This window comes from Phaeobacter gallaeciensis (genome assembly GCF_001678945.1).
GTDB classification, from domain to species: domain Bacteria; phylum Pseudomonadota; class Alphaproteobacteria; order Rhodobacterales; family Rhodobacteraceae; genus Phycobacter; species Phycobacter gallaeciensis_A.
Genome location: NZ_CP015124.1, coordinates 2,629,439 through 2,652,857, shown reverse-complemented (window position 1 = coordinate 2,652,857; position 23,419 = coordinate 2,629,439). Strand labels below are relative to the sequence as shown.

Sequence of the window (23,419 nt, the reverse complement as noted above, 5' to 3'; positions counted from 1 at the left end):
CAATATGCCCCGTTCAGGGGCTTCCATTTACCGTATATGGGTTATCGATACCCAGTTTGCCAAGTATCTCGACCTCCAGCCCCTCCATAAGTGTGGCGTCGGGGTCGCGAATGTGATCGTAACCCAAAAGATGCAACACTCCGTGAACAAGCAGATGACAGAGGTGATCTGCCAGCGGTTTGCCCGCTTCCTCAGCCTCACGGGCGCAGGTTTCATAGGCAATGGCAATGTCACCCAGCGAAATCTCGCCCGTAAAATCAGTCTCTGGCGGCAAGGGCGCGCCACCCGGCTCCTCAGCAGAGAGTTCCTCGGCTGGCCAGCTGAGCACATTGGTCGGGGTCGGCTTTTCACGGAATTCTGCGTTCAGATCCGCGATGCGCGCATCGTCGCAGGCCAGCAGGGAAATCTCGCACTCCTCGGCCTCCAGATCAAAATGCGCAAGCGCAGCGCCGATGGACCGCTCCGCCAGCGCCTCAAGCGCAACCGCATCCCAGCGGCTGTCTTCGGTGTAAATCTCTAATGTCATCTGTCGCTTTCACATATCCGCTGGGGTCCGACATCACGGACCCGGCGCAGGGCGCCGGGATCAGATTGCCGGAACATCCGCGTCATAGGCTTCGATGATCGCCGCCACCAGTGGGTGACGCACCACATCGCGGGCGGTGAAATAGTTGAAACTGATCTTGGGAATGCTGCTCAGCAAGCGCTCCGCATCCGCCAAGCCAGACGGCACGCCGCGCGGCAGGTCGACCTGGCTGCGGTCGCCGGTGATCACCATGCGCGAACCTTCGCCAAGGCGGGTCAGGAACATCTTCATCTGCATGGTGGTGGCGTTCTGCGCCTCGTCCAGCACCACAAAGGCATTCGAAAGCGTGCGCCCCCGCATAAATGCCAGCGGCGCGATCTCGATCGTCTTCTCTTCCTTCAGCTTGGCCAGTTGCTTGCCGGGCAGGAAGTCATTCAGCGCGTCATAAAGCGGCTGCATATAGGGATCGACCTTTTCCTCCTGGGTGCCAGGCAAGAAGCCGAGCCGTTCGCCCGCCTCAACAGCAGGACGGCAGAGGATGATCTTGTCCACCTGTCCAGTGATGAACATGCTGACCCCGACCGCGACAGCCAGATAGGTCTTGCCGGTGCCGGCCGGGCCGATGCCGAATGCCAGCTCGTGTTCATATAGGGCCTGCACATAGGCCTTCTGCGCGTCGGTGCGCGGCTCCACCAGCTTCTTGCGGGTCTTGATTTCGACCTTGCCGCCACTGAACATTTCCAACTGGCCGCCCGGATCGGTCTGATCCGACGGCCCCATGCGCAATTCGCGATCCACATCGGCGCTTTCTACGCTACGGCCTGTTTCCAGCCGATCATAGAGCGCAGTCAGAACCGCTGCGGCCTGTTCGCGGCTTGCTTCCTCGCCCATCACCGACAAAAGATTGCCCCGGCGCAGGATCTGCACGCCCAGCTTCTGTTCGATATCGGCGATATTGCGGTCGTATTCCCCACAGAGGTCGATCAGCAGGCGATTGTCAGGAAATTCCAGCAGCACTTCATGTGCGGTGTCGGGATGGGGGTGGGACGACGACGGCGGGGCGCTGGTGACCAATCTCTATTCCTCTGGCTTGCGGTTTCCTTCAATGTGCCTCTGCCGCGCGCCCGGTGCAAGCGCAGCCCGGCAAAATTCACACGGTTGAAACAAAAATGGGCTGACACAATACGGACGGGGTCAGAACGGCAAAAGAAAACAGCCGCCCAGAGACGGGCGGCTGCATTGTTCTTAAAATCGTTTGATGCGCTTACAGCGGGTCGCCATAGGTGGAACCGGACTTGAACGGGCCAGTCGCCACATTACGCGGCAATTCGCTGTTACAGACCGGTTTGCCATCCGGCGTACGGCGCAGGTCGGCATAGCCTTCGACACCGTCATCGATGATCCAGTGTTCACAGCCCTGCGGATCGACCCAGATACCGGCAGTCAGCTGCGAAAGATCGCCGCTTTTGCCGTCAAAAATGTTCTGGTCGCGAGTCTTGTCGGTGACATCGGTACACGCAGCAACCGAAAGCGCAAGGCACAGAGCAGCGGCCCCTTTGAGAATGGTCATGCTGTAATCCCCCTTAGCGCACACAATAGATTTCGACGCGACGGTTCTGCGCCATATTGGCCGCGCTGGTATTGGGAACGCGCGGATCACGTTCGCCGTAGGCGCGGATATCACCAACCCGCGCACCGGCAGATCGTGCGACCTGAGCCACCGCATTGGCCCGGCGTTGCGACAGGCCGATATTGTATTCATCCGAGGCGCGGCTGTCGGTGTGACCGGCAATCACGAAATACCGTGTGCTCGGTTTTGTCTTCTGGAAGAATTCCGTCAGGCGCTTGCGGCCTGCCGCGTTGATGAAATGCTTGTCCGTGGCAAAGAACTGATCCGTCGGCATCATACCGCACAGCAGACCGGGACGACACACAGGTTTGCCGTCCGGTGTGACATGCGGTGTCATGTAACCTTCGGCGCCATCGTCCATCACCCAATGTTCACAGCCATCCGGATCAACCCAGATGGTCGGCACATAGCGTTCCCCGACAACAGTGCGTGTCTGCGTATCCTGCGCCTGAACAGACGCCCCTGCCAGACTGAATGCGACCGTGGCAGCGGCCAGCAAAGCGCCTGCTTTTCTCAACTTGAAATTCAGCACAACCAGATATCCTTCACCTAAGTCCCCCCGGGAGCATGCCACCACGAGCGTTAAGCCTCACGGTAACAGCATCAATCCATGTATAAACAATAAACTACACAACTTTTCAGCCTATTGCCCCTTGGCGGAGCCTATTTTTTCCCAAAACTATGCGGATTTCCCCAACACTCAAACAAATTTCTTAAAACTGTCCACAAAATGGATGCAATAAAGACTCACCCCGCGCCAAAGGAGCGAGGTGATGAAAGGCTGCAGAGGCCCGAGGAAATGGTCAGCCGATCAGTTCACCGGCCAGCGAATTTGCCCCCGAGGACACGATGCGCACCCGCGCCAGATCGCCGATGGCGCGGTCGCAATCGGCCACATGGACCGCGTGCAGATAGTCGGATTTGCCCACCATCTGCCCGGGCAGACGGCCCGCCTTTTCGAACAACACGCCAACCTCACGCCCGACCATGCTGTCCTGCACCTCGCGCTGCTGGCGGGTCAGCAGGGCCTGCAGCCGCTGCAGGCGTTCATCCGCCACCGCAGCTTCTACCTGCGCGCGCTCGGCCGCCGGGGTGCCCGGACGGGTCGAGTATTTGAAGGAATAGGCGGTGCCGTATTTCACTTCCTCGATCAGGTCGAGCGTGGCCTGAAAGTCCTCTTCGGTCTCTTCCGGGAAGCCAACGATGAAATCGCCCGAGATCAGGATATCCGGCCGCGCGGCGCGAATGCGTTCGATCAGGCGGATATAGCTTTCGGCGGTATGGCTGCGGTTCATCCGTTTCAGGATCCGGTCCGATCCGGCCTGCACGGGCAAGTGCAGATAAGGCATCAGCTTTTTGCAGGTGCCATGCGCCTCGATCAGGTCATCCATCATGTCGTTCGGATGCGAGGTGGTAAAGCGGATGCGCTCCAGCCCGTCAATCTTGTCCAGCTCCCAGATCAGCTGCGCCAGGGTCCAGTCGGCGCCATTCGGCCCCTCGCCGTGGTAGGCGTTGACGTTCTGACCCAGCAGCGTGATCTCGCGCACGCCGCGCTCCACCAGTTCCTGCGCCTCACCGATGATGCGGGACACGGGGCGGGAGACTTCGGCACCACGGGTATAGGGCACCACGCAGAAGGCGCAGAACTTGTCGCAGCCCTCCTGCACTGTCAGGAAGGCCGTCGGGCCACGTTTGGCCTTGGGGCGGTTCTTGAGCTTTTCGAATTTGTCTTCTTCGGGGAAATCGGTGTCGAGCACCTTCTCCCCCGCGCGCGCCTTGCTCTCCATCTCTGGCAGGCGGTGATAGCTTTGCGGTCCGACCACCAGATCGACCAGCGGCTGACGGCGCATGATCTCTTCGCCCTCGGCCTGCGCAACGCAGCCCGCAACGCCGATCTTCAGATCCGGTTTTTCCGCCTTCAGCCCCTTGAACCGGCCCAGCTCGGAATAGACCTTTTCGGCGGCCTTTTCCCGGATGTGGCAGGTGTTCAGCAGGATCATGTCGGCATCATCCGCCGATTTCGTCTCGACATAGCCCTGCCCGCCCAGCGCCTCGGCCATGCGTTCGCTGTCATAGACATTCATCTGACAGCCGTAGGTCTTGATAAACAGCTTCTTGGGGGCGCTCATGGGTTCGTTGCCTTCCAGCCGGACATAGGGATCAGCGGCCTGCCATACTGGGAAATGACGCCGCTTGCAATGCAGGCGCACTTACCCGATTTTGGGAGCAAATGCCAGAAAGGCAGGAGCAGACCGCCGTGATGTATTCTTCCCTCGACGATTTTCTTGAGCAGCAGTCGGCGCTGCTGATCAAGGGGCCCGTCGCGCTGATCTTTTTCGAAGATGACGTGGAAATCGGCACCACCCTGCGCCACCACCTGCAAAGCGGCTTTGCCGAGGTGATCGCCCTGATCCCCGATGCCTTTGACCTGCCGGGGGATGTGAAAAACCGGGTGCACCGGGTGCCGTTTGACTGCAGCGTGCCCGAAACCGTCTTTGCCGCAATCAACAAGGTGATCCGCACCGCAAGCCCCGGATGCTGGCTCTACTACTGCTACAACGCGGAATACCTGTTCTTCCCGTTTTGCGAAACGCGGACTGTCGCGGAAATGCTGACCTTTCACACAGAGGAAAAGCGCGCGGCGATGCTGACCTATGTGATCGACCTCTATGCAGGTGATCTTGAGGCTCATCCCAACGCCGTGTCGCTGGCCAATGCCTACCTGGATAAGTCGGGGTACTATGCGCAGTCCCGCTACATTGGCGCCAAAAGCAGCCCCGAGGAGCGACAGCTCGACTTTTTCGGCGGTGTGCGCTGGCGCCACGAGGAACACATCCCGCAGGCCAGCCGCAAGATCGACCGGATCTCTCTGTTCCGGGCCAGACCCGACCTGGAGTTACAGCCGAACCACACTTTCAATATCGACGAATACAACACCTATTCCTGCCCCTGGCATCACAACCTGACGGCAGCCATCTGTTCCTTCCGCACCGCCAAGGCGCTGAAACGCAATCCCGGCTCTTCGTTCGATATCCACAGCTTCCGCTGGCACAATTCCACCCCGTTCGAATGGCATTCGCGCCAGTTGCTGGATCTGGGGTTGATGGAGCCGGGGCAGTGGTTCTGAGGACACGTAATTGACCGAGGTGATACTGGCTCTGCCAGCCATTTTAGGTTTGCTCATTTTAGGTGTGCTCATTATCGCCCTCTGGTGGGGCTGGCCCATCATTGCCTACGTGCGTGCCCGGCGCAGGAAGTCCGCTCTTCCATTATCCGCATCCTTCATGCTGCAATTCAGCCTGCTCTCGGCCCTATGGGGCGCACTGCAATTGGGTGCGTTTGGGGCGTTTCTTGGCCTTTTGTTCCCACCCTATTGGCTGTTCTCTGCATCCTTCCATCTTGAAACCGCCCGGGAACTGAACCTGCCGCTGGGCGCAACGACACTGACCTGGCTCGCAACAGGAGGTGTCAGTGCTGTCTTGCTCGTCATTGGCGTCAAGACCAAGGCGCTTGATCTGGCCCATGTCGCTCTGGTGGCCCCAATCTCAATGGCGACTCTCGTCAGCCTTTGGCTCATGAACAGTGAGGTGCAAACCCGGATAGCTAAGCGCGCGACTGAACTTGGCGCGACCTGCCTGGAAACGCGCAGCCTGTGGTCATCTGTTCGAACGGCCATCTACAGCCCTTGGGCACCCCGCCATGCCATTGCTATCGTTGATGGAGGTTTCATGGCGTGGAGCTACCGCCGAAACGATTTCTACCCCATCGATCCCGGCTATCGTCCCAAGTCGAAAACGGATTGCCCTGTCCCGCGATAGGTCGGGGCCAGTCTTGCTACCGCTGCAACAGCACCGGGAACCAATCCTCGCGCAGGCGCTGGCCCGGCTGCATGTCATGCCCCGGAAACGGCGGTGAGGTCGGGCCGGGGCGTTCGACATAACGTGCATCGTCGCCCACCAGCCGCAGGGAAAAGGCACGGCGGCGCTGATCTGCGGTATTACCGCGCGCGCCATGCAGCGTGCGATAGTTGAAGGCAACGGCGTCGCCGGGCTCCATCTCCCACTCCATGACCCGCATGCCTTCGGCATCGGGATCGGGCACCGGCATGTACTGGCCCTCGTCGGCAAAGAACCCCTCTTCCGAGACCCAGCGGGTGGGCAGCACTTCCTTTTCCCAGGCATGCGATCCGGCGACGCAGCGCAGCGACGCCTCCCGCACGGGATCCAGCGGCGACCAGAAGCTGATCGTCTGCTGGCCCTCGACAAAGTAATAGGGGCCATCCTGGTGCCAGGGCGTGGCCATCGAGGTGCCCGGTTCCTTGACCAGCACGTGATCGTGGAACATCTGCACCCGGTCAGAGCGCATCAGATCGGCCGCAACCTCGGCCACTGGCGAGGCCTTGATCGCTTCGTCAAACTCGGAAATCCGTGTCCAGTTGCAGTAGTCGTCAAAGAAACGCCCGGTCTGGCCCTTCTTTTCGTTGTTGGACGCATAGGGGCCCGGCTCTGCCATATTGGCCTCTACCCCCTTTCGCAGCAGATCGACCTGATCCTTGAACAGGCCCTTGATCATCACCACCCCGTCGCGCTGGTAGGCTTCGACCTGCTCTTCGGTGATCAGCGGATGCACCATCTTTCGTCTCCCTTATTGGACGTCTTGCTGCTGGCAAAGTTGATCTGGCTAGAACATAATTTCAAATCATATCTTTCTAATATACCCTTCGGAACATGTTATACCTCACTCTGCGCCACTATGAATATGTCACCGCCATCGCCCGCCACGGCAGCCTGTCGGGTGCGGCGTCGGCGCTGCATGTCAGCCAGCCCGCCCTGTCCGCCGCGCTGGCCCGGATCGAGGCACATCTGGGCCGGGTATTGTTCCTGCGCAGAAAAGGCGCGGCGCTGGCACTGACGCCGCAAGGGCGCGAGTTTGTCACCGCAGCCGAGGCGCTGTTGTCGGAGGCCGCGCGGCTGGAACACGCGGGCACCGGTGCTGCACCGCAGGGACGGCTGGTGCTCGGATGTTTCCGTGATCTTGCGCCTTTTCTGCTGCCGCGCGCCCTGCGGGTGCTGCGCCAGACCCTGCCGGGGGTGGAGCTGGACCTGTTGGAGAGCGATTTCGAGGATCTGATCGCAGCGCAGCTGTCCGGCGCCTGCGATCTGGCGCTGACCTGGGATCTGGGGCTTGATTCCAGCTTCACCCGGCAGGAGCTTTATCGCGTCACGCCACAGGCGCTGATGCCGCCGGATCATGCGCTGGCCGCCCGGGCTGAGGTCAGCCTTGACGACCTCGCGAGCCAGCCGCTGATCCTGTCGCGCGAAGGCTTGTCGATTGCTCATATGATGCGGCTGTTTCGCGGCGCAGGGCTGGTGCCCGCCATCGCCCATCGCGCCGCCTCTCTGGAACTTTTGCGCAGCCTAGCCGCCAGCGGCGAAGGCATCGGGCTGGCCTACAGCCTGCCGCAATCGGATCACAGCTATGAAGGACTGCCACTGATCGCCCGCCCGCTGGCCGCGCCGCAGGCGGTGGAGCCAGTCGTGCTGACCTGCCACGCAGACCCGGCGCCGAACTCGCTCACCGCGCGGGCGATGCCTGCGCTGACGCAGGCATTCAAAAAGGACGCTACGGAAAGAGAATCAGACGATCAGCCGTGATCGGCCTTCTTGCGCAGGCGGACCACCACATCGACCGATGCGATCTCCATGCCTTCGGGCGCCTCGGGCAGGCTCTGGATCACCAGCTGATCCGAGGGCGCATCGCTGACGCGGCCTTCCTGCTCCCAGTAGTAATGCGGGTGGTCATGGGTGTTGGTGTCGAAATAGCTTTTCGACCCGTCCACCGTGATCTCCTGCAGCACGCCCGCCTCGCAAAAGGCGCGCAACGTGTTGTAGACGGTGGCCAGCGACACGGCCGCGCCCTTGTCCTTGGCGGCTTCGAACAGGCTTTCGGCGGTGACATGGCGATGCTTGCCATCCCCGACCAGCAGTTCAGCCAGCGCCACCCGTTGCCGGGTCGGGCGCAGACCGGCCTGTCCCAGCCAGTTGGTTGCCAGATCTTCGCTGTTTGGCGTCATGTGCAGATCCTGCCTCGCGTTGCTGACCGTATATATAGGGGCAACGGGGGGGGATTTTCAAATGGATTCCCCTGCGGCGTCTTGCACCGCGCCCCGCGCAAAGCCCCCGCAGCACATGGGCAGCACATGGACGGGACAGATGCAGAACCCTTGCAGGACCCGCAGGGCCGATGCTACAGGAGGCCAGATTGAAAACAGACACCTCAGCAGGAGCACCGCCAGCATGGCCGACTACCCGAGCAGCTTTGACAAAGAAGATTTGCTGAAATGCGCCCGAGGCGAGCTGTTCGGCCCGGGCAATGCCCAGCTGCCCGCGCCGCCGATGCTGATGATGGACCGCATCACCGAAGTGAGCGCCGACGGCGGCAGCCACGGCAAGGGCCACATCCTTGCGGAATTCGACATCACCCCGGACCTGTGGTTCTTCGAATGCCACTTCCCCGGCAACCCGATCATGCCCGGTTGTCTGGGTCTGGACGGGTTGTGGCAGCTCACCGGCTTTAACCTCGGCTGGCGCGGCTGGAAGGGCCGGGGCATGGCCGTGGGCGTCGGCGAAGTGAAGCTAACCGGCATGGTCCGCCCCGACCGCAAGATGCTGACCTACAAGGTGGATTTCAAAAAGGCGATGCAGACCCGCCGCCTGACCATGGGCGTTGCCGACGGCACGGTGGAGGCCGATGGCGAAGAGATCTATCAGGTCAAGGACATGCGGGTGGTTCTGAGCGAGGGCTGAGGCCCGCGACGGCTGACCCCAGTCACAATCAGGTTAGACGATCAGGAGGCCCCGCGGGGCCTCTTTTTTTTGGAAAAGTACACGCTCAGCCAGCTTGGGGACCGGAAGGCCACAACCAAATACAAAACCCAGACACCGGTAAGACGAGCAGAAGCGACACTCTGAGCGTTGACACAGCCGCCCTGAATACGTCCCAACGTCGGTGTGACTTGTGAATGTCGAGACGACCACTTAAAAAGAATCATCACTATACCATAAGGTGAAATATGGCAAAAGACATAAAAATTTACGAAGTATTTATCTCCTCCCCATCTGATGTTTCTGCGGAACGCGACGTAGTTCAGGATGCCTTGGATCTAGTCAACCAAGTTACCGGCTTAAAATCAGGATTTTTACTTAGGCCTATCCGCTGGGAACAAAACGTGGTTTCACAAATTGGAAATCACCCACAAGAAATAATCAACACTCAAGTCGGCGATGAATATGACATATTCATCGGAATACTGTGCAGCCGTTTCGGGAGAGAAACCGAGAAATACAAGTCAGGAACGGAAGAAGAGTTCTTTAACGCCTACGGCAGAAAAAAGAACGGAAAAAACGGTCCAGAAATTTTAATGTACTTCAAAGACCCGAGAAAATCAGAAGCTCCCATAGAAGCAGAACAGTTTTTGAAGGTAGCTGAGTTCAAGGAGAAAATCAGCAGCCTCGGAATCTACAGTGACTTTGACAGCCACGATAGCTTAAAGACTCTCGTAGTAGCCGCACTGACGCAAGCAATAGATCGCCTTGCTCACGCCGACGCGATTGAAAACTCACCCAACGCTCCTGAGACCACCGAAAAGAACGGCATTTCGGATACGGCGAACTCCGAAAGTGAGCCAATTTTGTTCGATGAAGACATTGGCCTGTTTGATTTATCCGAAATTGTTTTTGAGGCACTCGATAACTTCACAGACACGCTGAATACTATGGCCCAAGAAACTGAGGCATTTGGCCTTCACTTAACAGACAAAACAAGTGAAATAGAAAATCTGCAATCCACCGGAGACGCTCGCAGAGATCAGAGGGTGGCCAAAGCAATAATAGAGGAAACAGCAAACGAAATGCAGCGGTATGCGGGGGTTCTTGACACTCGCATTCCGGATGCGAGGCGTTACTTTTCCTCAGCCATAAGCGGAATGCAACATGCGATCCTGATCTCAAGCCAGGATGGTCTGAGCAACCAGCAGGATATAACAGGACTTACTCGCGAACTTACCTCTATTAAATCAGTTTTGAACACCGTTCACGGACAAGTCTCCAGTTTTCAGGAATCAATAACATCAATACCTAGAATGACTTCCAAGCTTAACCAAGGCAAGCGGCGCGTACGTGCAGCAACGATTGATCTCTTGGACTTTCTGTCGGACGCATCAAAGAGTGTTGATACGGCACTGGCCGCGATTTTGTCTGTAGGATCCGACCATGAAACGCTCCAGTGATGGCGGAATGTCCCGCAACACCGTTAGACTGTTTAAGGAACTTACCCGGCACCGGCCTCGCTAAGATCTGGTTCTTGCTCTCGCTCACCCCCCCCAACCCATCTTGCACCCATGCCCTGCACGGCCTAGTAAGACAAAAGCTATTAAGGGAGTGCACCTATGCGTCGCGTCGTCGTCACCGGTCTTGGCATCGTCTCCTCGATCGGCAACACAGCCGAAGAGGTTCTTGCATCGCTCAAGGCCGGGAAATCCGGTATCGTAGCCAGCCCTGAAATGGCCGAACACGGCTTTCGCAGCCAGGTGGCCGGCACGCTGAAAATCGATCCTGCCGAACATGTGGACAAGCGCACCCTGCGCTTCATGGGGCCAGGGGCTGCCTATGCCCATATCGCCATGCAACAGGCGATCGCTGATTCCGGCCTTTCCGAAGATCAGATCGTCAACGACCGCACCGGTCTCATTGCAGGGTCCGGCGGACCGTCGACCTCGTCCCTGCTGGCCGCGCATCAGACCGTTCTGAAAACCGGCGCGACCAAGCGGATCGGGCCTTTCGCGGTTCCGAAATGCATGTCCTCCACGATCTCCGCGAACCTGTCGACCGCGTTCAAGATCAAGGGCATCAACTATTCCATCACCTCGGCCTGCTCCACTTCGCTGCACTGCATCGGCAGCGCCGCCGAGCAGATCATGATGGGCAAGCAGGACGTGATGTTCGCCGGTGGCGCCGAAGAGCTGGACTGGACCCTGTCCTGCCTGTTCGACGCGATGGGCGCGATGTCCTCGAAATACAATGACACGCCCGAAAAGGCCTCGCGCGCCTTTGACCAGAACCGCGATGGTTTCGTGATCACCGGCGGCGGCGGCATCGTGGTGCTGGAAGATCTCGATCACGCGCTGGCGCGCGGTGCCAAGATCTATGCCGAGGTCACCGGTTTTGCTGCTACCTCGGACGGGCACGACATGGTGGCCCCCAGCGGTGAAGGCGGCGAGCGCGCCATGCGTCTGGCCCTGTCCACCCTGCCCGAGGGCCGCAAGGTCTCCTATATCAACGCCCATGGCACCTCGACCCCGGTTGGCGACCTTGGCGAAGTCGAAGCCGCCCGCCGCGTCTTTGGCGCAGGCCAGGTGCCGCCGATTTCCTCGACCAAGTCGATGACAGGCCACGCCCAGGGGGCTGCCGGAGCGATGGAGGCGATCTTCTGCCTTCTGATGCTGGAAAACGATTTCATCACCCCGTCGATCAACGTCGAAACCCTGTCCGAAGGCATCGAAGAGGGCGAAATCGCCACCTCCTATGTGGAGAACGCCGGTCTGGACAGCGTGATGACCAACAGTTTTGGGTTTGGGGGCACTAACGGCTCCATGGTTCTGAGCAAGTACAAGGGATAAGCGCGTCATGTCTGGAGTTTTGACCGGCAAACGGGGCCTGATCATGGGCGTGGCCAACGAACGTTCCATCGCCTGGGGCATCGCCAAGGCGATGCACGAGGCCGGAGCCGAGCTGGCCTTCACCTATCAGGGTGAAGCCTTTGGCAAGCGGCTGGAACCGCTCGCGGCCTCTGTCGGCAGCGATTTCATGGTTGATGTGGATGTGACCGACGATGCCTCGCTCGACACCGCATTCGAACAGCTCGCAGCGCGCTGGCCGACGATCGATTTTGTGGTGCACGCGATTGCCTATTCGGACAAGACAGAGCTGACCGGCCGGTTCATCAACACCAGCCGCGCGAACTTCAAGAACTCCATGGATATCTCCGCCTATTCCTTCATCGAGGTGGCGCGCCGCGCCTATCCGATGATGGAGGAGAACGGTGGCACCTTGCTGACGCTGACCTATGGCGGCTCCAACCGGGTGACCCCGAACTACAACGTGATGGGCGTTGCCAAGGCCGCATTGGAAAGCGCCACCCGTTATCTGGCCAATGACCTTGGCCCCGATGGCATCCGCGTCAACGCGATCTCGCCCGGCCCGATGAAGACCCTCGCCGGCGCCGCTATTGGCGGGGCGCGCAAGACCTACAAGCACACCGAACAGAACGCGCCCTTGCGGTCAAACGCAACGCTTGAAGCTGTGGGCGGCACCGCCGTCTATCTGGCCTCGGATGCGGGCGCCTATACAACGGGTGAGGTCATCCGTGTCGATGGTGGCTTTCATATCCTTGGTATGCCGCAGCAGGAAAACCTCTAAGGTTCCCACAAGCTGCATCCTTCACAATGGAAAAACGGGCGCCCTCACCGGACGCCCGTTTTTCTTTTATGGCAGGCGCGATCCCAAACGGCTCACCCTCCGTCAGCCTCGTCCGGGCCATCCTTCTCTTGAACCTTACGGCGGGAGCGCGCCAATCCTGCCTCGAACCCCTCGCCATCTCCGAATTCGGAAAACTCGGCATAGCGCGCGTGGGCCCCTGCAACCCGCGCGGCATGCTTGATCGGGCACCAATAGGCTTCGGTGCGGCTGGCAACTTCACGCACCCAGGCGATCACCCCGTTGCAATACCCGCAGTAGATGCAATTCAGTTTCTGCACCCCGTTGAGATAGGCCAGATGGTGCCGGTCCATCCGGATAAAATCGCGCCTCGGCACCTTTGGGATACCGTAAACCGGGAAACAGGCGGCCTGATAGACAAGCACGAAGAGGTCCAGCAGCACGAAGGGCACGATCAGCGCATAGATGAAAGGGGCGGTGATCAGCACCATCGGCCGTGTGTAGGCAAGAAAGCGTAGCCAGCGCACCCGCAAAGCCCGGTGACGACGGCGGGCCTCTTCCTCCCAGACGATGCGGCCGTTCTCCAGCTTGTACTGAAACGCGGCGCGCTTGTCGGCGATTTCATCCTCCAGCTCGTCCTGCAGCTCCCGCATCCGGGCCAGCAGATCCTCCATTCGCGTGCTCATCTCATACCCTCCATCTGCTCGTTACACCGGCGCGCGGACCGCGCTCTGTTTCGCCCCTGCTGAACTATGCCGTGGCCACCCGCCATTCGGCAATCAGCGCTGCCATGATATCCGACGCCGAACCGCTGCGGGCGCGCGGCGCGCCTTGGCCTGCCCATTGCGCGCCAAACCCGGAGGCCCCGGCCGAGTTAGCCTCCGCATTCAGCGCCTTTCCCGCATCATAGGCGATCGGATAGTCCGGAACAGCCGCGTCTGAGTGCTCTGCCGCCCATGCGGTGAAATCGTTGGCGAGGCAACGGGCCGGGCGGCCTGAAATCGCCGATGTCATCTGGGTGGCCTCCGCCGCTTTCGAATGCAGCCGGGCGCGGTACGCACCATCTGCCAGGCTTTCGCTACAATCGATGAAGGCGGTGCCCAGCTGCGCCGCCGAGGCTCCCAAACGCAGTGCCGCTGCGATATCGCCCCCCGTCATCAGCCCGCCTGCTGTCACCACCGGCCGGTCAACCTCCGCCACCAGCAGCCGCGTCAGATCAAGGGAACTCAACCTTTCATCCGGGGCTGCGGGGTCGAAGATGCCGCGATGGCCGCCCGCTTCCCAGCCCTGCGCCACCACCGCCTGCACCCCGGCGTCGCGGATCGCACGCGCCTCCGCCAACGATGTGGCGCTCGCCATCAGAAAGATACCCGCCTCTTTCAGTGCCAGGATCACATCCAGCGCAGGCAGGCCGAAATGAAAGCTGACCACCGCCGGGCGCTCTGCCAGCAGCATCTCCTGCATGTCCCTGTCCACCACAAAGCTGGTATATATTTCGCTCAAGGCCGCTGGCGCCTCCGCATCGAACCGGGCAAAGACCGGGGCGAGCAGATCCAGCCAGGCCGCCTCCCGCGCCGGATCCGGCACAGCGGGCCGGTGGCAGAAAACATTGACGTTGAATGGCCGCGCAGTCAGCGCCCGCGTCTGGCGGATCATCTCCCGCGCTTGCGCCACTCCAGAGGCGCCGATGCCCAGCGCGCCAAGCCCGCCTGCATTGCTGACCGCCGCCGCCATGGCAGGAGAGCTGACCCCCGCCATCGGCGCCTGAAAGATCGGCACCTCAAGGTTCAGTGCCCGGATAAGCTCCGTTGCAGCCATGCCATATGTCTCCCTGTTTTGCCCCTCGGCCAGCAAAGCCGCAGTTTCATGCCCATGCAAGTAGAGAAAGCGAAACGCCCATCCCCCCTTTGGCCGGAGCCGGGTCAAGGGCGGCGCAGCCGCCGCACCCTAGGTGCGGCTTGCCCTTGAGGCGGCTCTGGCCGCACACAAACTGGCTCTGGCGCCCAAAGGAGGGGCAAAGCCCTCCCTTTGGCGCCTCTCAGCCGTCCTTCGCGCCGCGCAGCGGCGCCACTCCGACGGAACGGGCCCAACGGAAAAGGCCGGATCTGGGATCCGGCCTTTTCGGGCGGGAGAACCCCGCCTTGCAGAATAATTCGCAGATCAGTTGATCGACACCAGCTCGATATCGAAAATCAAATCCTTGCCCGCCAGCGGATGGTTGGCATCAAGCGTAACCGTCGCTTCGTCCGCTTCGACCACGGTTACCGGCAGGACCTGGCCTTCCGGGGTCTGCATCTGCAGCTGCGTGCCCGGCTCCAGCGGGATGTCATCCGGAATACCTTCGCGCGGGATCGCCTGACGTGCGTCAGGGTTGGACGGACCGTATGCGTCATCACAGGCGATCTCGAGCGTCTTCTTGTCGCCCGCGACCATGCCCGGCAGACCGGCATCCATGCCGCCGATCACGTGACCGGCGCCAACGGTGAACTCCAGCGGATCACGCCCTTCGGAGCTGTCAAAAACGGTCCCATCCGTCAGTCGGCCCGTGTAGTGGATGCGCACGGTGTCGCCATTCTTTACCTCGGTCATGTGACCTCCAGTTCGTGTTCAGAATCTAAAGGGCCGGACCCTACAGGACCTGTTTGTGATGTAAACCCACGGCCCGGACCGCAGCAGAGACAATATTTGACCGCCATCCGGGCACCCTCGCGCAATTGTGACAGGTACAACTTCCCGCTTTGTTCCAAGCTGCCTCCTATGACAAAGTCGCGGCAACGGAGGACCCCATGCCCATCACCACCTGTGTATTCGACGCCTATGGCACCCTGTTCGATGTTGCCGCCGCCGCCCGGCAGGCCGCGGCCGAGCCGGACTTCCCGCAGCTTCAGGGCACTTGGGCAACTCTGGCCGCCAACTGGCGCCAGAAGCAGATCCAATATACCTGGCTGCGTGCGGTGACAGGCGCCCATACCGATTTCTGGGAGGTCACCCAGAACGGGCTGGACTGGTCGCTGGAGGCCGCCGGTCTGGCCGGAGATGACGCCCTGCGCGAGCGTCTGCTGGCGCTCTACTGGGAACTTCAAGCCTACCCCGAGGTGCCCGCCATGCTCACAGCGCTGAAAGAGGCCGGTTTCAACACGGCCATCCTGTCCAACGGCTCGCCCGGGATGCTTGAAGGATGCGTGCAATCCGCCGGAGTGGGCGCGGTTCTGGACGATCTCCTGTCGGTCGAAAGCGTCGGCGTCTTCAAGCCGCATTCCAGCGTCTACGATCTGGTCGGCAAACGCTTTGACTGCGCATCGTCCGAGGTGCTCTTCGTCTCCTCCAACGGCTGGGACGCGGCGGCGGCCAGCGGTTACGGCTTCGAAACCGTCTGGGTCAACCGCGCCGGAGAACCGATGGACCGCCTGCCCTGGACGCCGCAGCACGTGCTGAATGATCTCACCACGATCCCGGACATCGCCAAGGGCTGATCCCCTCAATCCCAAAGGAGCACATCGCACCGATGCCAAATTTCACCACTTCGGATGGGCTGTCGCTCCACTACACCGACAGCGCGCAGGGTAAGGCCCTGCCGCTGATCTGCTTGCCGGGCCTTACCCGCGATGGGCAGGACTTCCGCTATTTCGCACCGCATGGCGCACGCTACCGGATGATCACGCTGGATGCGCGCGGGCGCGGGCAATCGGACCCCGACCCTAAGATCGCCAATTACAACGTCATGCGCGAGGCGCAGGATGTGACCGAACTGATGGATCACTTAGGCCTGGAACAGGCCGCGATCCTCGGCACCTCACGTGGGGGAATGGTGGCCATGGTGCTGGCCGCCACCGCAAAGGACCGCCTTAGCGCCGTGGTGCTGAACGATGTGGGACCGGAAATCCCTCAAGGTGGCATTGCCCGCATCATGGAATACGTCGGTCGCCGCCCCGCTGCAAAAACCTATGATAAGGCTGCGCAAACTCTGGCGGCTTTGATGGCACCCGCCTTCCCCGACGTGCCGCCCGCCCGCTGGCGCGAGGAGGTCGAAGTCTTCTACGACGAAACGCCGGATGGCCTTGCCTTGCGCTATGATCCACGCCTGCGCGATGCGCTGCTGGAGCAGGCCAAGGCTGGCCCGCCCCCCGATCTTTGGCCGCTGTTCATGGCGCTCGAGGGGCTGCCCTGCGGCGCAATCCGGGGCGCCAATTCCGATGTGCTGAGCCATGAGACCTATCTTGAAATGCAGCGCCGCCTGCCTGCCCTGCAGGCGGTAGAGCTGGACAATCGCGGCCATGTCCCGTTTCTGGACGAACCGGCTGCCCTCACCCTTATTCATTCCGTATTGGACCAGATTTGATGACTTCCATTTCCATGATCGAAGCCGCTGCCCAGCGGCTTGATGGCCACGCCCGCAAGACACCGCTGCTCTCCTCGCCCTTCCTCGACGAGGTTGCGGGCCGTCGCCTGCTGGTCAAACCCGAATGCCTGCAACACACTGGATCGTTCAAGTTCCGGGGCGGCTGGGCAGCGCTCTCGGCAATGGACGAGGACACCCGCAAACGTGGCGTGCTGGCCTATTCCAGTGGCAATCATGCGCAGGGTGTCGCAGCCGCCGCGCAGGCCCATGGCGTCCCTGCCGTGATCATCATGCCCTCTGACGCGCCGCAGCTGAAGATCGACAACACCCGCGCCCTTGGCGCCGAGGTGGTGCTTTATGACCGTGCAGGCGAAAGCCGCGAAGAGATCGGCGCGCATTACGAGAAGACCCGCGGCCTGACGCTGGTCAAACCCTATGACGACCCGCAGGTGATCGCCGGTCAGGGCACCGTTGGTCTGGAGATCGCAGAGCAGGCCGCTGCCGAAGGCGTCACCTCGGGCGATGTGCTGGTCTGCTGCGGTGGCGGCGGTCTGACCGGCGGCGTGGCGCTGGCGCTGGAGGCCCGCGCGCCCGGTCTGCGGGTACGTCCCGCCGAACCCGAAGGCTTTGACGACGTGGCCCGGTCGCTCTCAAGCGGGCAAGTCGAAAGCAATCCCGCCACCTCCGGCTCCATCTGCGATGCCATCCTGACGCCTGCGCCGGGGGAAATCACCTTTCCCATCCTGTCGCGCCTTTGCGGCCCCGGCATTGTCATCACCGAGGATGAAGCCCTGCGCGCCATGGCGCTGGCCTTCCTGCGGCTGAAGATCGTTGTCGAGCCGGGCGGCGCTGCTGCCCTTGCCGCGGCACTGTTCCACGGGGATGAGATCCAAGGCGATGCGGTGATCGCCGTGGCCACCGGCGGCAATGTGGATCCCGCGATGTTCATCCGCGCACTGGAGCAGCACGCCTAAGGCGGCACCCGTCCCTCCCCGACCTTTGCTTTACCTTCCCGTGCCTTCGCGGATATGGTGCGCCGCAAACGTGACGGGGAGAGATATCATGCAAATCGCGGATCTGGGCGATGTCCAGCTGCACTACCGTGTCGACGGCGATCCGGACGGCGCGCCCATCGTTTTTGCCAACTCTCTGGGCACCGACCTCAGGGTCTGGGACGCGGTGGTCGAACGCCTGCCTGCGGGTCTGAAGGTGATCCGCTATGACAAGCGCGGGCATGGTCTGTCCACCGTTCCGCCCGCTCCCTATTCCATGGGGGCGCTGGTACGCGATGCCGAGCGGCTCCTGGATCATCTCAATGTGCGCGACTGCGTCTTTGTCGGTCTCTCTATCGGCGGCATGATCGCACAGGGGCTGGCCGTAAAACGGCTCGATCAGGTGCGCGCGCTGGTACTGTCGAACACCGCCGCCAAGATCGGCACCGCCGAGATGTGGCAGGAACGGATCAAGGCGGTCGAGGAACAGGGCATCGAGGCGCTGGCGGACAACGTGATGGAGCGCTGGTTCGGCAAGGATTTCCGCGCCACACCCGAACTCACCCTCTGGCGCAACATGCTGGTGCAGCAATCGCGCGCCGGTTACGCAGGTTGCTGCGCCGCCATCGCGGGCACCGATTTCTACACCCCCACCAGCGGCTTGCGCCTCCCCTGCCTTGGCTTTGCCGGGGCCGAGGATGGCTCTACCCCGCCCGATCTGGTGCGCGAAACCGTCGATCTGATCCCCGGATCGCAATTCCACCTGATCCGCCGCGCGGGCCACATCCCTTGCGTCGAAAAGCCCGATGAATACACCGAACGGCTGACCACCTTCCTCAAGGAGATCGGACACATTGGCTGACTTTCTGCTGATCCACGGATCCTGCCACGGCGCCTGGTGCTGGCGCGACCTGATCCCGGCGCTGGAGGCGCGCGGCCATACCGCCCGCGCCATCGACCTGCCCGGCCACAACGACGGGCGCGACCTGACCAGTGTCACGCTGGAGGAAACCGCTGAGGCGATCCTGATGGCCGCCGGGCCGGACACCATCGTGCTGGGCCATTCCTGGGCGGGTTTTCCGATCTCGGCCGCCGCAGAAAAGGACCCCAGCCGCCTGCGCGGGCTGATCTATCTCTGCGCCTATGTGCCAGTCTCGGGCCTTTCCATGATCGACATGCGCAAGCGCGGCCCGCGCCAGACGCTGGCCCATGCGGCGATCAAGGACGAAGCCAGCAACAGCTACACGGTTGACCCGGCCGAGGTGCCGCGCCTGTTCTACCACGATTGCCCGCAAGAGGCGGTGGATTACGCATTGGAACGTCTTTGCCCGCAGGCGATCCGCCCGCAGGACACGCCGCTGACCCTTGGCGCCAACTGGGACGGTACGCCAAAGGCCTATATCCGCTGTGCAAATGACCAGACCATTCCGCCGGAATATCAGGCCGATATGGTCAAGGACTGGCCCAAGAGCCGCGTACATGTGATGCAGACCTCTCATTCCCCGTTCTTCGCCGCGCCGGATGCGCTGGCGGATCTGCTCACCCAGATCGAAAAGGATCTCTGACATGGCCGGATCGGTCTTTGACAGCCAGCTTTATGGCGATCTTTTCCCGGCGGGCGATGCTGCGCGCCTGTTCAGCGACAGCGCCGAAATCCGCGCCATGCTGCTGGTCGAGGGTGCGCTGGCCAAGGCGCAGGGCGCGGCGGGCGTGATCCCCGCCGACAGCGCCGCCGCCATCCAGCGAGCGGTGATGGAAGTCGCTTTGGACCCCGGTGCGCTGCGCAAGGCCACCGGACAGAACGGCGTGCCGGTGCCCGCGCTGGTCGCCGCCCTGCGCAGCGAGATGAACGCGCCGGAACATGCGCAATACGTGCATTGGGGTGCCACCTCGCAGGATATCATGGACACCGGCCTGATGCTGCGGCTGCGGCAGGTTCTGACGGCGGTTGAAATCGATTTGAAAGCAGCACTGACGGCGCTGGCCCGGCTGGCCAAAGACCATGCCGGGCTACCGATGCCTGCCCGCACCTATGGCCAGCATGCCACCCCGACCAGTTTTGGCGCCGTGGTCTCCGCCTGGGGCGCGCCACTGATCGCGCTTCTTGAAGAGCTGCCCGCCTTGCGCCAGTCCTGCCTGCTGGTCTCACTCTCTGGTGCTGCCGGAACCGCCGGGGCGCTGGGGCCCGAGGCGCCGCAGATCCGCACTGCCCTGGCCGAAGGTCTGTCTCTGGGCGATCCCGGACGCAGCTGGCACAGCGACCGCACCCCGGTGCTTCGCCTCACTGACTGGCTGGTGCGGGTCAATCTGGCGCTTGGCAAGATGGGTGAGGATTGCATCGCGCTGGTGCAGACCGGCATTCAGGAAATCCGCCTTGGCGGCGCCGGGGCCTCATCGACCATGCCGCAGAAACAGAACCCGGTTGCGCCCTCGGCGCTGGTGGCGCTGGCGCGGCAGGGATCGGGGCTTCTCTCGGTCCTGCACGGCGCCGCCATGCAGCAGCATCAGCGCGACGGTGCCGCCTGGTTCACCGAATGGATGTGCCTGCCACAGATCGTGCTGGGCGCCGCAAGCGCCGCCGCCATGGCCAAGGATCTGAGCGCCGGGATCACCCCCAACGCCGATGCCATGGGCGCAGCGCTCGCCAGCGGTCTGGACATGATCCACGCCGAGGCGCTGAGCTTTGCCCTCGCCGCCACAATGCCCCGACCGGAGGCGCAGGCCGCCGTCAAAAAGCTCTGCCTGGAGGCCAACGAGACCGCAACACCGCTTAGCATCCTTACAGCGCGCACCTTTGCCGATCTGGATACTGAGGCGCTGTTTGATCCTGCCCGGCAACTGGGACATGCCCCGGCGGAAGCCTTGCGTTTTGCCGAAAAAGCCGCCGAAATCTGCGGCCAGAATTAACCGGCAAAGAGACATCAGGATGCGGCGCGGGAAAGACGGTTTGGCAGAGGCTGTGCCCGCGTTCATGAAACGCAGGCACAACAGACGCGGGGCGGTGCCCTTCTGATGCGCCTGCCGCTGGTCTTTGTTCTGCTGACCGTGATGATCGACGCCATGGGCATCGGTCTGATCATGCCGATCATGCCCAGCCTGATTGTCGAGGTGCAGGGCGGATCGCTGGCGGATGCGGCGATCTGGGGCGGCGTTCTCAGCACCGTCTTTGCGGTGATGCAATTCCTGTTCAGCCCGGTACTGGGCTCCTTGTCAGATGCCATTGGCCGCCGTCCCGTGCTGCTGGTGTCGCTATTCGTGATGGCGCTGGATTATCTGGTGATGGCATTGGCCGGGTCCTTGTGGCTGCTGCTGGCCGGACGCATCATCGGCGGCATCACCGCCGCCACCCACTCCACCGCAGGTGCCTATATCGCCGATATCTCGAAACCGCATGAAAAGGCTGCGAATTTTGGCCTCTTGGGCGCGGGCTTTGGCGCTGGTTTCGTGCTGGGTCCGCTGATCGGTGGTCTGCTTGGCGAGATGGGCACCCGGGCACCGTTCTATGCGGCCGCCGCCCTGTCAGCGCTGAACTTTGCCCTTGGCTGGTTCGTGATGCGGGAAACGGTCACCGACAAGACCCGCCGCGCCTTTGACTGGCGCCGCGCCAACCCCTTTGGCGCCTTTCGCGCCATGGCCCGCATTCCTGGTATTGCCAACCTTCTGTGGGTCTATTTCCTCTATTCCGTGGCGATCTACGTTTACCCGTCGATCTGGTCCTATTTCACCGCCGAACGGTTTGGCTGGGACACCAGGGTCATCGGCGTGTCACTGGCCATCTACGGCGTCTCGATGGCGCTGGTGCAGGGCTGGCTTTTGCGCCACTGCGTTCGCTGGTTCGGCGAGCGACGCACCGTGCTTTGGGGGCAGATCTTCGACTTTGTCGCCTTTGGCATTCTCGCCTTCATCACCAGCGGGTCGCTGGCGCTTGCGCTGATCCCGGTCTCGGCCCTTGGCGCGGTGGTGCAGCCCGCATTGCAGGGGATCATGTCCCGCGCGGTGGACGACAACCAACAGGGGGAGCTACAGGGGGTGATGACCGCCGTACACGCCCTGTCGATGATCATCTCTCCGATGATGATGACGCTGACCTTTGCCCATTTCACCCGCGCCGAGACCGCCATCTACCTGCCGGGGGCGCCGTTCCTGCTGGCGCTGGTGCTGATGCTGGGTGGGTGTCTGCTGTTCTTGCGCGCCAGCCGTTCCCCCACGTAAACGCGCAATCTCCCCTTCAACTCTCCTCTTGCGACAATCAACTGTCCGGGTCACCGTGCGGAAAATGCACGGTCTAAAAAACACGGGCCAACGGGGAGAACGCACCATGCAAACCATCAAAGCCGCCGTCTGCCACGCCTTCGGCAGTCCGCTTGTCATCGAGGAGATTCAGCTGGCCGCCCCGCGCATGGGCGAGGTCGAGGTGACGCTGGATGCGGTGGCCATCTGCCACAGCGATATTTCCTATGCCGAAGGTGCCTGGGGCGGTCACCTGCCTGCCGTCTATGGCCACGAGGCGGCCGGAACGATCACCGCGGTTGGCGGCGGCGTCAACGGATTTGAAGAGGGGGACTGCGTTGTCGTCACCCTGATTCGCGCCTGCGGCACCTGCCCCAGCTGCGCAGGCGGCAAGCCAACGATCTGCGAAACGCCCTATGACGGGGTTAAAAACGGCCCCCTCACCACCGCCGATGGCGGCCCGCTGGAACAAGCCATGGCTTGCGGTGCCTTCGCAGAAAAGGTGGTGGTCGATCAGCGCCAGATCGTGAAGATCCCCGACACCATGGCCAAGGATGTCGCCTCGCTGATTTCCTGCGGGGTGATCACCGGCGTTGGTGCCGCGGTTAATGCCGCCGGTCTGCGCCCTGGGCAGGACGTGGTGGTAATCGGCGCTGGCGGCGTTGGCCTCAACGCCATTCAGGGCGCCCGTATCGCAGGCGCCCGCCGCATTGTCGCCGTCGACATGAGCGAGGAAAAGCTGGAGGTTGCCAAGGAATTCGGCGCCACCCACGGGGTGCTCGCCAGCCAGGCCTCACCCTGGCGGGCCGCCTACAAAGCGCTTGGCGGCAAGGGGGCCGATGCGGTGCTGGTCACTGTAGGCGCCATCCCCGCCTATGATCAGGCCGTGCGCTATCTGGGAAGGGGCGGCAAGGCGGTGATGATCGGCATGCCGCATTCCGGCCAAAAGGCGGAATACGAGCCCGTCGTAATGGCCGCCATCGGTCAGGGCATGGTCGGCTCCAAGATGGGCGATGTGGTGATCCAGCGCGATATCCCCTGGATGATCGACCTTTACGATCAGGGGCGGCTCAAACTGGACGAGCTGATCTCCGGCCGCTGGCGCCTTGACCAGATCAACGAGGCCATCGCCGATACCAAGACCGGCTCAGCCCGGCGCAACGTCATCCTCTTCAACCACTAACGGCTGCCGCAGCCCAAAGGAGTCCT

25 protein-coding genes are annotated in these 23,419 nt (G+C 61.8%); 15 read left to right on the top strand and 10 right to left on the bottom strand.

Annotation, left to right across the window (positions count from 1 at the left end; translation table 11 throughout):
• Window positions 1-13 precede the first annotated feature (13 nt).
• The 5 genes from ybeY to miaB form a co-directional block, all read right to left on the bottom strand.
• Window positions 14-526, bottom strand: coding sequence for an rRNA maturation RNase YbeY (gene ybeY, locus JL2886_RS12610; RefSeq protein WP_065272325.1), 513 nt, complete (start codon window positions 524-526; stop codon window positions 14-16).
• Window positions 527-586: 60 nt separating this feature from the next.
• Window positions 587-1,600 carry a PhoH family protein gene (locus JL2886_RS12605; protein ID WP_065272324.1) on the bottom strand — a complete coding sequence of 338 codons (1,014 nt, stop codon included), beginning with the start codon at window positions 1,598-1,600 and terminating at the stop codon, window positions 587-589.
• 190 nt (window positions 1,601-1,790) lie between these two features.
• The gene (locus tag JL2886_RS12600) at window positions 1,791-2,096 is read right to left on the bottom strand and encodes a hypothetical protein (RefSeq protein WP_065272323.1); all 306 of its coding nucleotides are present in this window, start codon (window positions 2,094-2,096) and stop codon (window positions 1,791-1,793) included.
• Between the two features lie 13 nt (window positions 2,097-2,109).
• On the bottom strand, window positions 2,110-2,694 hold the full coding sequence (locus JL2886_RS12595) for an OmpA family protein (RefSeq protein WP_370571264.1): 585 nt from the start codon (window positions 2,692-2,694) through the stop codon (window positions 2,110-2,112).
• A gap of 265 nt (window positions 2,695-2,959) precedes the next feature.
• Window positions 2,960-4,285: a tRNA (N6-isopentenyl adenosine(37)-C2)-methylthiotransferase MiaB gene (gene miaB, locus JL2886_RS12590; RefSeq protein WP_065273685.1), complete on the bottom strand. Its 1,326-nt coding sequence runs from the start codon at window positions 4,283-4,285 to the stop codon at window positions 2,960-2,962.
• 128 nt (window positions 4,286-4,413) lie between these two features.
• On the opposite strand from miaB, the gene JL2886_RS12585 reads away from it, so the two are divergent.
• Together JL2886_RS12585 and JL2886_RS12580 are read left to right on the top strand one after the other, a co-directional pair.
• Window positions 4,414-5,283 (top strand): hypothetical protein, encoded by an 870-nt coding sequence (locus JL2886_RS12585; protein WP_065273686.1) that lies wholly within the window; start codon window positions 4,414-4,416, stop codon window positions 5,281-5,283.
• 10 nt (window positions 5,284-5,293) lie between these two features.
• On the top strand, window positions 5,294-5,974 hold the full coding sequence (locus JL2886_RS12580) for a hypothetical protein (RefSeq protein ID WP_065272322.1): 681 nt from the start codon (window positions 5,294-5,296) through the stop codon (window positions 5,972-5,974).
• Window positions 5,975-5,990: 16 nt separating this feature from the next.
• Here the strand turns inward: JL2886_RS12580 and JL2886_RS12575 are convergent, their stop codons facing one another.
• On the bottom strand, window positions 5,991-6,788 hold the full coding sequence (locus JL2886_RS12575; RefSeq protein WP_065272321.1) for a phytanoyl-CoA dioxygenase family protein: 798 nt from the start codon (window positions 6,786-6,788) through the stop codon (window positions 5,991-5,993).
• Between the two features lie 95 nt (window positions 6,789-6,883).
• On the opposite strand from JL2886_RS12575, the gene JL2886_RS12570 reads away from it, so the two are divergent.
• Complete coding sequence (locus JL2886_RS12570; protein ID WP_065272320.1) at window positions 6,884-7,810, top strand: LysR family transcriptional regulator; 927 nt, start codon at window positions 6,884-6,886, stop codon at window positions 7,808-7,810.
• Here JL2886_RS12570 and irrA read toward each other — a convergent pair.
• Window positions 7,801-8,229: an iron response transcriptional regulator IrrA gene (gene irrA / locus JL2886_RS12565; protein WP_065272319.1), complete on the bottom strand. Its 429-nt coding sequence runs from the start codon at window positions 8,227-8,229 to the stop codon at window positions 7,801-7,803. The two genes, JL2886_RS12570 and irrA, sit on opposite strands and share 10 nt — an antisense overlap.
• 223 nt (window positions 8,230-8,452) lie before the next feature.
• On the opposite strand from irrA, the gene fabA reads away from it, so the two are divergent.
• The 4 genes from fabA (at window position 8,453) to JL2886_RS12545 (ending at window position 12,631) form a co-directional block, all read left to right on the top strand.
• The gene (fabA, locus tag JL2886_RS12560) at window positions 8,453-8,962 is read left to right on the top strand and encodes a bifunctional 3-hydroxydecanoyl-ACP dehydratase/trans-2-decenoyl-ACP isomerase (protein WP_065272318.1); all 510 of its coding nucleotides are present in this window, start codon (window positions 8,453-8,455) and stop codon (window positions 8,960-8,962) included.
• A gap of 266 nt (window positions 8,963-9,228) precedes the next feature.
• Window positions 9,229-10,443, top strand: coding sequence for a DUF4062 domain-containing protein (locus tag JL2886_RS12555; protein ID WP_065272317.1), 1,215 nt, complete (start codon window positions 9,229-9,231; stop codon window positions 10,441-10,443).
• A 159-nt stretch (window positions 10,444-10,602) separates the two neighbouring features.
• Complete coding sequence (gene fabB, locus JL2886_RS12550; protein ID WP_065272316.1) at window positions 10,603-11,832, top strand: beta-ketoacyl-ACP synthase I; 1,230 nt, start codon at window positions 10,603-10,605, stop codon at window positions 11,830-11,832.
• 7 nt (window positions 11,833-11,839) lie between these two features.
• On the top strand, window positions 11,840-12,631 hold the full coding sequence (locus tag JL2886_RS12545) for an enoyl-ACP reductase FabI (protein ID WP_065272315.1): 792 nt from the start codon (window positions 11,840-11,842) through the stop codon (window positions 12,629-12,631).
• 92 nt (window positions 12,632-12,723) lie between these two features.
• Here the strand turns inward: JL2886_RS12545 and JL2886_RS12540 are convergent, their stop codons facing one another.
• The 3 genes from JL2886_RS12540 to JL2886_RS12530 form a co-directional block, all read right to left on the bottom strand.
• Window positions 12,724-13,335 carry a hypothetical protein gene (locus JL2886_RS12540; protein ID WP_065272314.1) on the bottom strand — a complete coding sequence of 204 codons (612 nt, stop codon included), beginning with the start codon at window positions 13,333-13,335 and terminating at the stop codon, window positions 12,724-12,726.
• A 64-nt stretch (window positions 13,336-13,399) separates the two neighbouring features.
• Window positions 13,400-14,467: an NAD(P)H-dependent flavin oxidoreductase gene (locus tag JL2886_RS12535; RefSeq protein WP_065272313.1), complete on the bottom strand. Its 1,068-nt coding sequence runs from the start codon at window positions 14,465-14,467 to the stop codon at window positions 13,400-13,402.
• Between the two features lie 342 nt (window positions 14,468-14,809).
• Entirely contained in the window at window positions 14,810-15,238 is a 429-nt protein-coding gene (locus tag JL2886_RS12530) for an FKBP-type peptidyl-prolyl cis-trans isomerase (protein ID WP_065272312.1), read from the bottom strand.
• A gap of 197 nt (window positions 15,239-15,435) precedes the next feature.
• On the opposite strand from JL2886_RS12530, the gene JL2886_RS12525 reads away from it, so the two are divergent.
• The 8 genes from JL2886_RS12525 to JL2886_RS12490 all read left to right on the top strand — a co-directional run bounded on the left by JL2886_RS12525 (window position 15,436) and on the right by JL2886_RS12490 (window position 23,393).
• A complete protein-coding gene (locus JL2886_RS12525) occupies window positions 15,436-16,122 on the top strand; it encodes a haloacid dehalogenase type II (RefSeq protein WP_065272311.1) in 687 nt (228 codons plus the stop codon).
• A gap of 32 nt (window positions 16,123-16,154) precedes the next feature.
• A complete protein-coding gene (locus tag JL2886_RS12520; RefSeq protein ID WP_065272310.1) occupies window positions 16,155-16,988 on the top strand; it encodes an alpha/beta fold hydrolase in 834 nt (277 codons plus the stop codon).
• Window positions 16,988-17,962 carry a threonine ammonia-lyase gene (locus JL2886_RS12515; protein ID WP_065272309.1) on the top strand — a complete coding sequence of 325 codons (975 nt, stop codon included), beginning with the start codon at window positions 16,988-16,990 and terminating at the stop codon, window positions 17,960-17,962. Before JL2886_RS12520 ends, JL2886_RS12515 begins: the two co-directional genes overlap by 1 nt.
• 88 nt (window positions 17,963-18,050) lie before the next feature.
• Complete coding sequence (gene pcaD, locus JL2886_RS12510) at window positions 18,051-18,842, top strand: 3-oxoadipate enol-lactonase (protein WP_065272308.1); 792 nt, start codon at window positions 18,051-18,053, stop codon at window positions 18,840-18,842.
• Complete coding sequence (locus JL2886_RS12505) at window positions 18,835-19,545, top strand: alpha/beta fold hydrolase (RefSeq protein ID WP_065272307.1); 711 nt, start codon at window positions 18,835-18,837, stop codon at window positions 19,543-19,545. Before pcaD ends, JL2886_RS12505 begins: the two co-directional genes overlap by 8 nt.
• Window position 19,546: 1 nt before the next feature.
• On the top strand, window positions 19,547-20,887 hold the full coding sequence (locus JL2886_RS12500) for a lyase family protein (protein WP_065272306.1): 1,341 nt from the start codon (window positions 19,547-19,549) through the stop codon (window positions 20,885-20,887).
• A 105-nt stretch (window positions 20,888-20,992) separates the two neighbouring features.
• Complete coding sequence (locus JL2886_RS12495; RefSeq protein WP_065272305.1) at window positions 20,993-22,192, top strand: TCR/Tet family MFS transporter; 1,200 nt, start codon at window positions 20,993-20,995, stop codon at window positions 22,190-22,192.
• Between the two features lie 106 nt (window positions 22,193-22,298).
• Window positions 22,299-23,393 carry a Zn-dependent alcohol dehydrogenase gene (locus JL2886_RS12490; protein WP_065273684.1) on the top strand — a complete coding sequence of 365 codons (1,095 nt, stop codon included), beginning with the start codon at window positions 22,299-22,301 and terminating at the stop codon, window positions 23,391-23,393.
• The last annotated feature ends 26 nt before the right edge of the window (window positions 23,394-23,419 follow it).

Excerpts from the sequence above, each read along its gene's own strand:
- JL2886_RS12570 (WP_065272320.1), top strand. The coding sequence starts at position 6,884 with ATGTTATACCTCACTCTGCGCCACTATGAATATGTCACCGCCATCGCC.
- ybeY (WP_065272325.1), bottom strand. The coding sequence starts at position 526 with ATGACATTAGAGATTTACACCGAAGACAGCCGCTGGGATGCGGTTGCG.
- JL2886_RS12555 (WP_065272317.1), top strand. The coding sequence starts at position 9,229 with ATGGCAAAAGACATAAAAATTTACGAAGTATTTATCTCCTCCCCATCT.
- fabA (WP_065272318.1), top strand. The coding sequence starts at position 8,453 with ATGGCCGACTACCCGAGCAGCTTTGACAAAGAAGATTTGCTGAAATGC.
- irrA (WP_065272319.1), bottom strand. The coding sequence starts at position 8,229 with ATGACGCCAAACAGCGAAGATCTGGCAACCAACTGGCTGGGACAGGCC.
- miaB (WP_065273685.1), bottom strand. The coding sequence starts at position 4,285 with ATGAGCGCCCCCAAGAAGCTGTTTATCAAGACCTACGGCTGTCAGATG.
- JL2886_RS12500 (WP_065272306.1), top strand. The coding sequence starts at position 19,547 with ATGGCCGGATCGGTCTTTGACAGCCAGCTTTATGGCGATCTTTTCCCG.
- JL2886_RS12525 (WP_065272311.1), top strand. The coding sequence starts at position 15,436 with ATGCCCATCACCACCTGTGTATTCGACGCCTATGGCACCCTGTTCGAT.
- JL2886_RS12535 (WP_065272313.1), bottom strand. The coding sequence starts at position 14,467 with ATGGCTGCAACGGAGCTTATCCGGGCACTGAACCTTGAGGTGCCGATC.
- JL2886_RS12515 (WP_065272309.1), top strand. The coding sequence starts at position 16,988 with ATGACTTCCATTTCCATGATCGAAGCCGCTGCCCAGCGGCTTGATGGC.
- pcaD (WP_065272308.1), top strand. The coding sequence starts at position 18,051 with ATGCAAATCGCGGATCTGGGCGATGTCCAGCTGCACTACCGTGTCGAC.
- JL2886_RS12490 (WP_065273684.1), top strand. The coding sequence starts at position 22,299 with ATGCAAACCATCAAAGCCGCCGTCTGCCACGCCTTCGGCAGTCCGCTT.
- JL2886_RS12575 (WP_065272321.1), bottom strand. The coding sequence starts at position 6,788 with ATGGTGCATCCGCTGATCACCGAAGAGCAGGTCGAAGCCTACCAGCGC.
- JL2886_RS12530 (WP_065272312.1), bottom strand. The coding sequence starts at position 15,238 with ATGACCGAGGTAAAGAATGGCGACACCGTGCGCATCCACTACACGGGC.
- JL2886_RS12545 (WP_065272315.1), top strand. The coding sequence starts at position 11,840 with ATGTCTGGAGTTTTGACCGGCAAACGGGGCCTGATCATGGGCGTGGCC.
- JL2886_RS12520 (WP_065272310.1), top strand. The coding sequence starts at position 16,155 with ATGCCAAATTTCACCACTTCGGATGGGCTGTCGCTCCACTACACCGAC.
- JL2886_RS12600 (WP_065272323.1), bottom strand. The coding sequence starts at position 2,096 with ATGACCATTCTCAAAGGGGCCGCTGCTCTGTGCCTTGCGCTTTCGGTT.
- fabB (WP_065272316.1), top strand. The coding sequence starts at position 10,603 with ATGCGTCGCGTCGTCGTCACCGGTCTTGGCATCGTCTCCTCGATCGGC.
- JL2886_RS12495 (WP_065272305.1), top strand. The coding sequence starts at position 20,993 with ATGCGCCTGCCGCTGGTCTTTGTTCTGCTGACCGTGATGATCGACGCC.
- JL2886_RS12540 (WP_065272314.1), bottom strand. The coding sequence starts at position 13,335 with ATGAGCACGCGAATGGAGGATCTGCTGGCCCGGATGCGGGAGCTGCAG.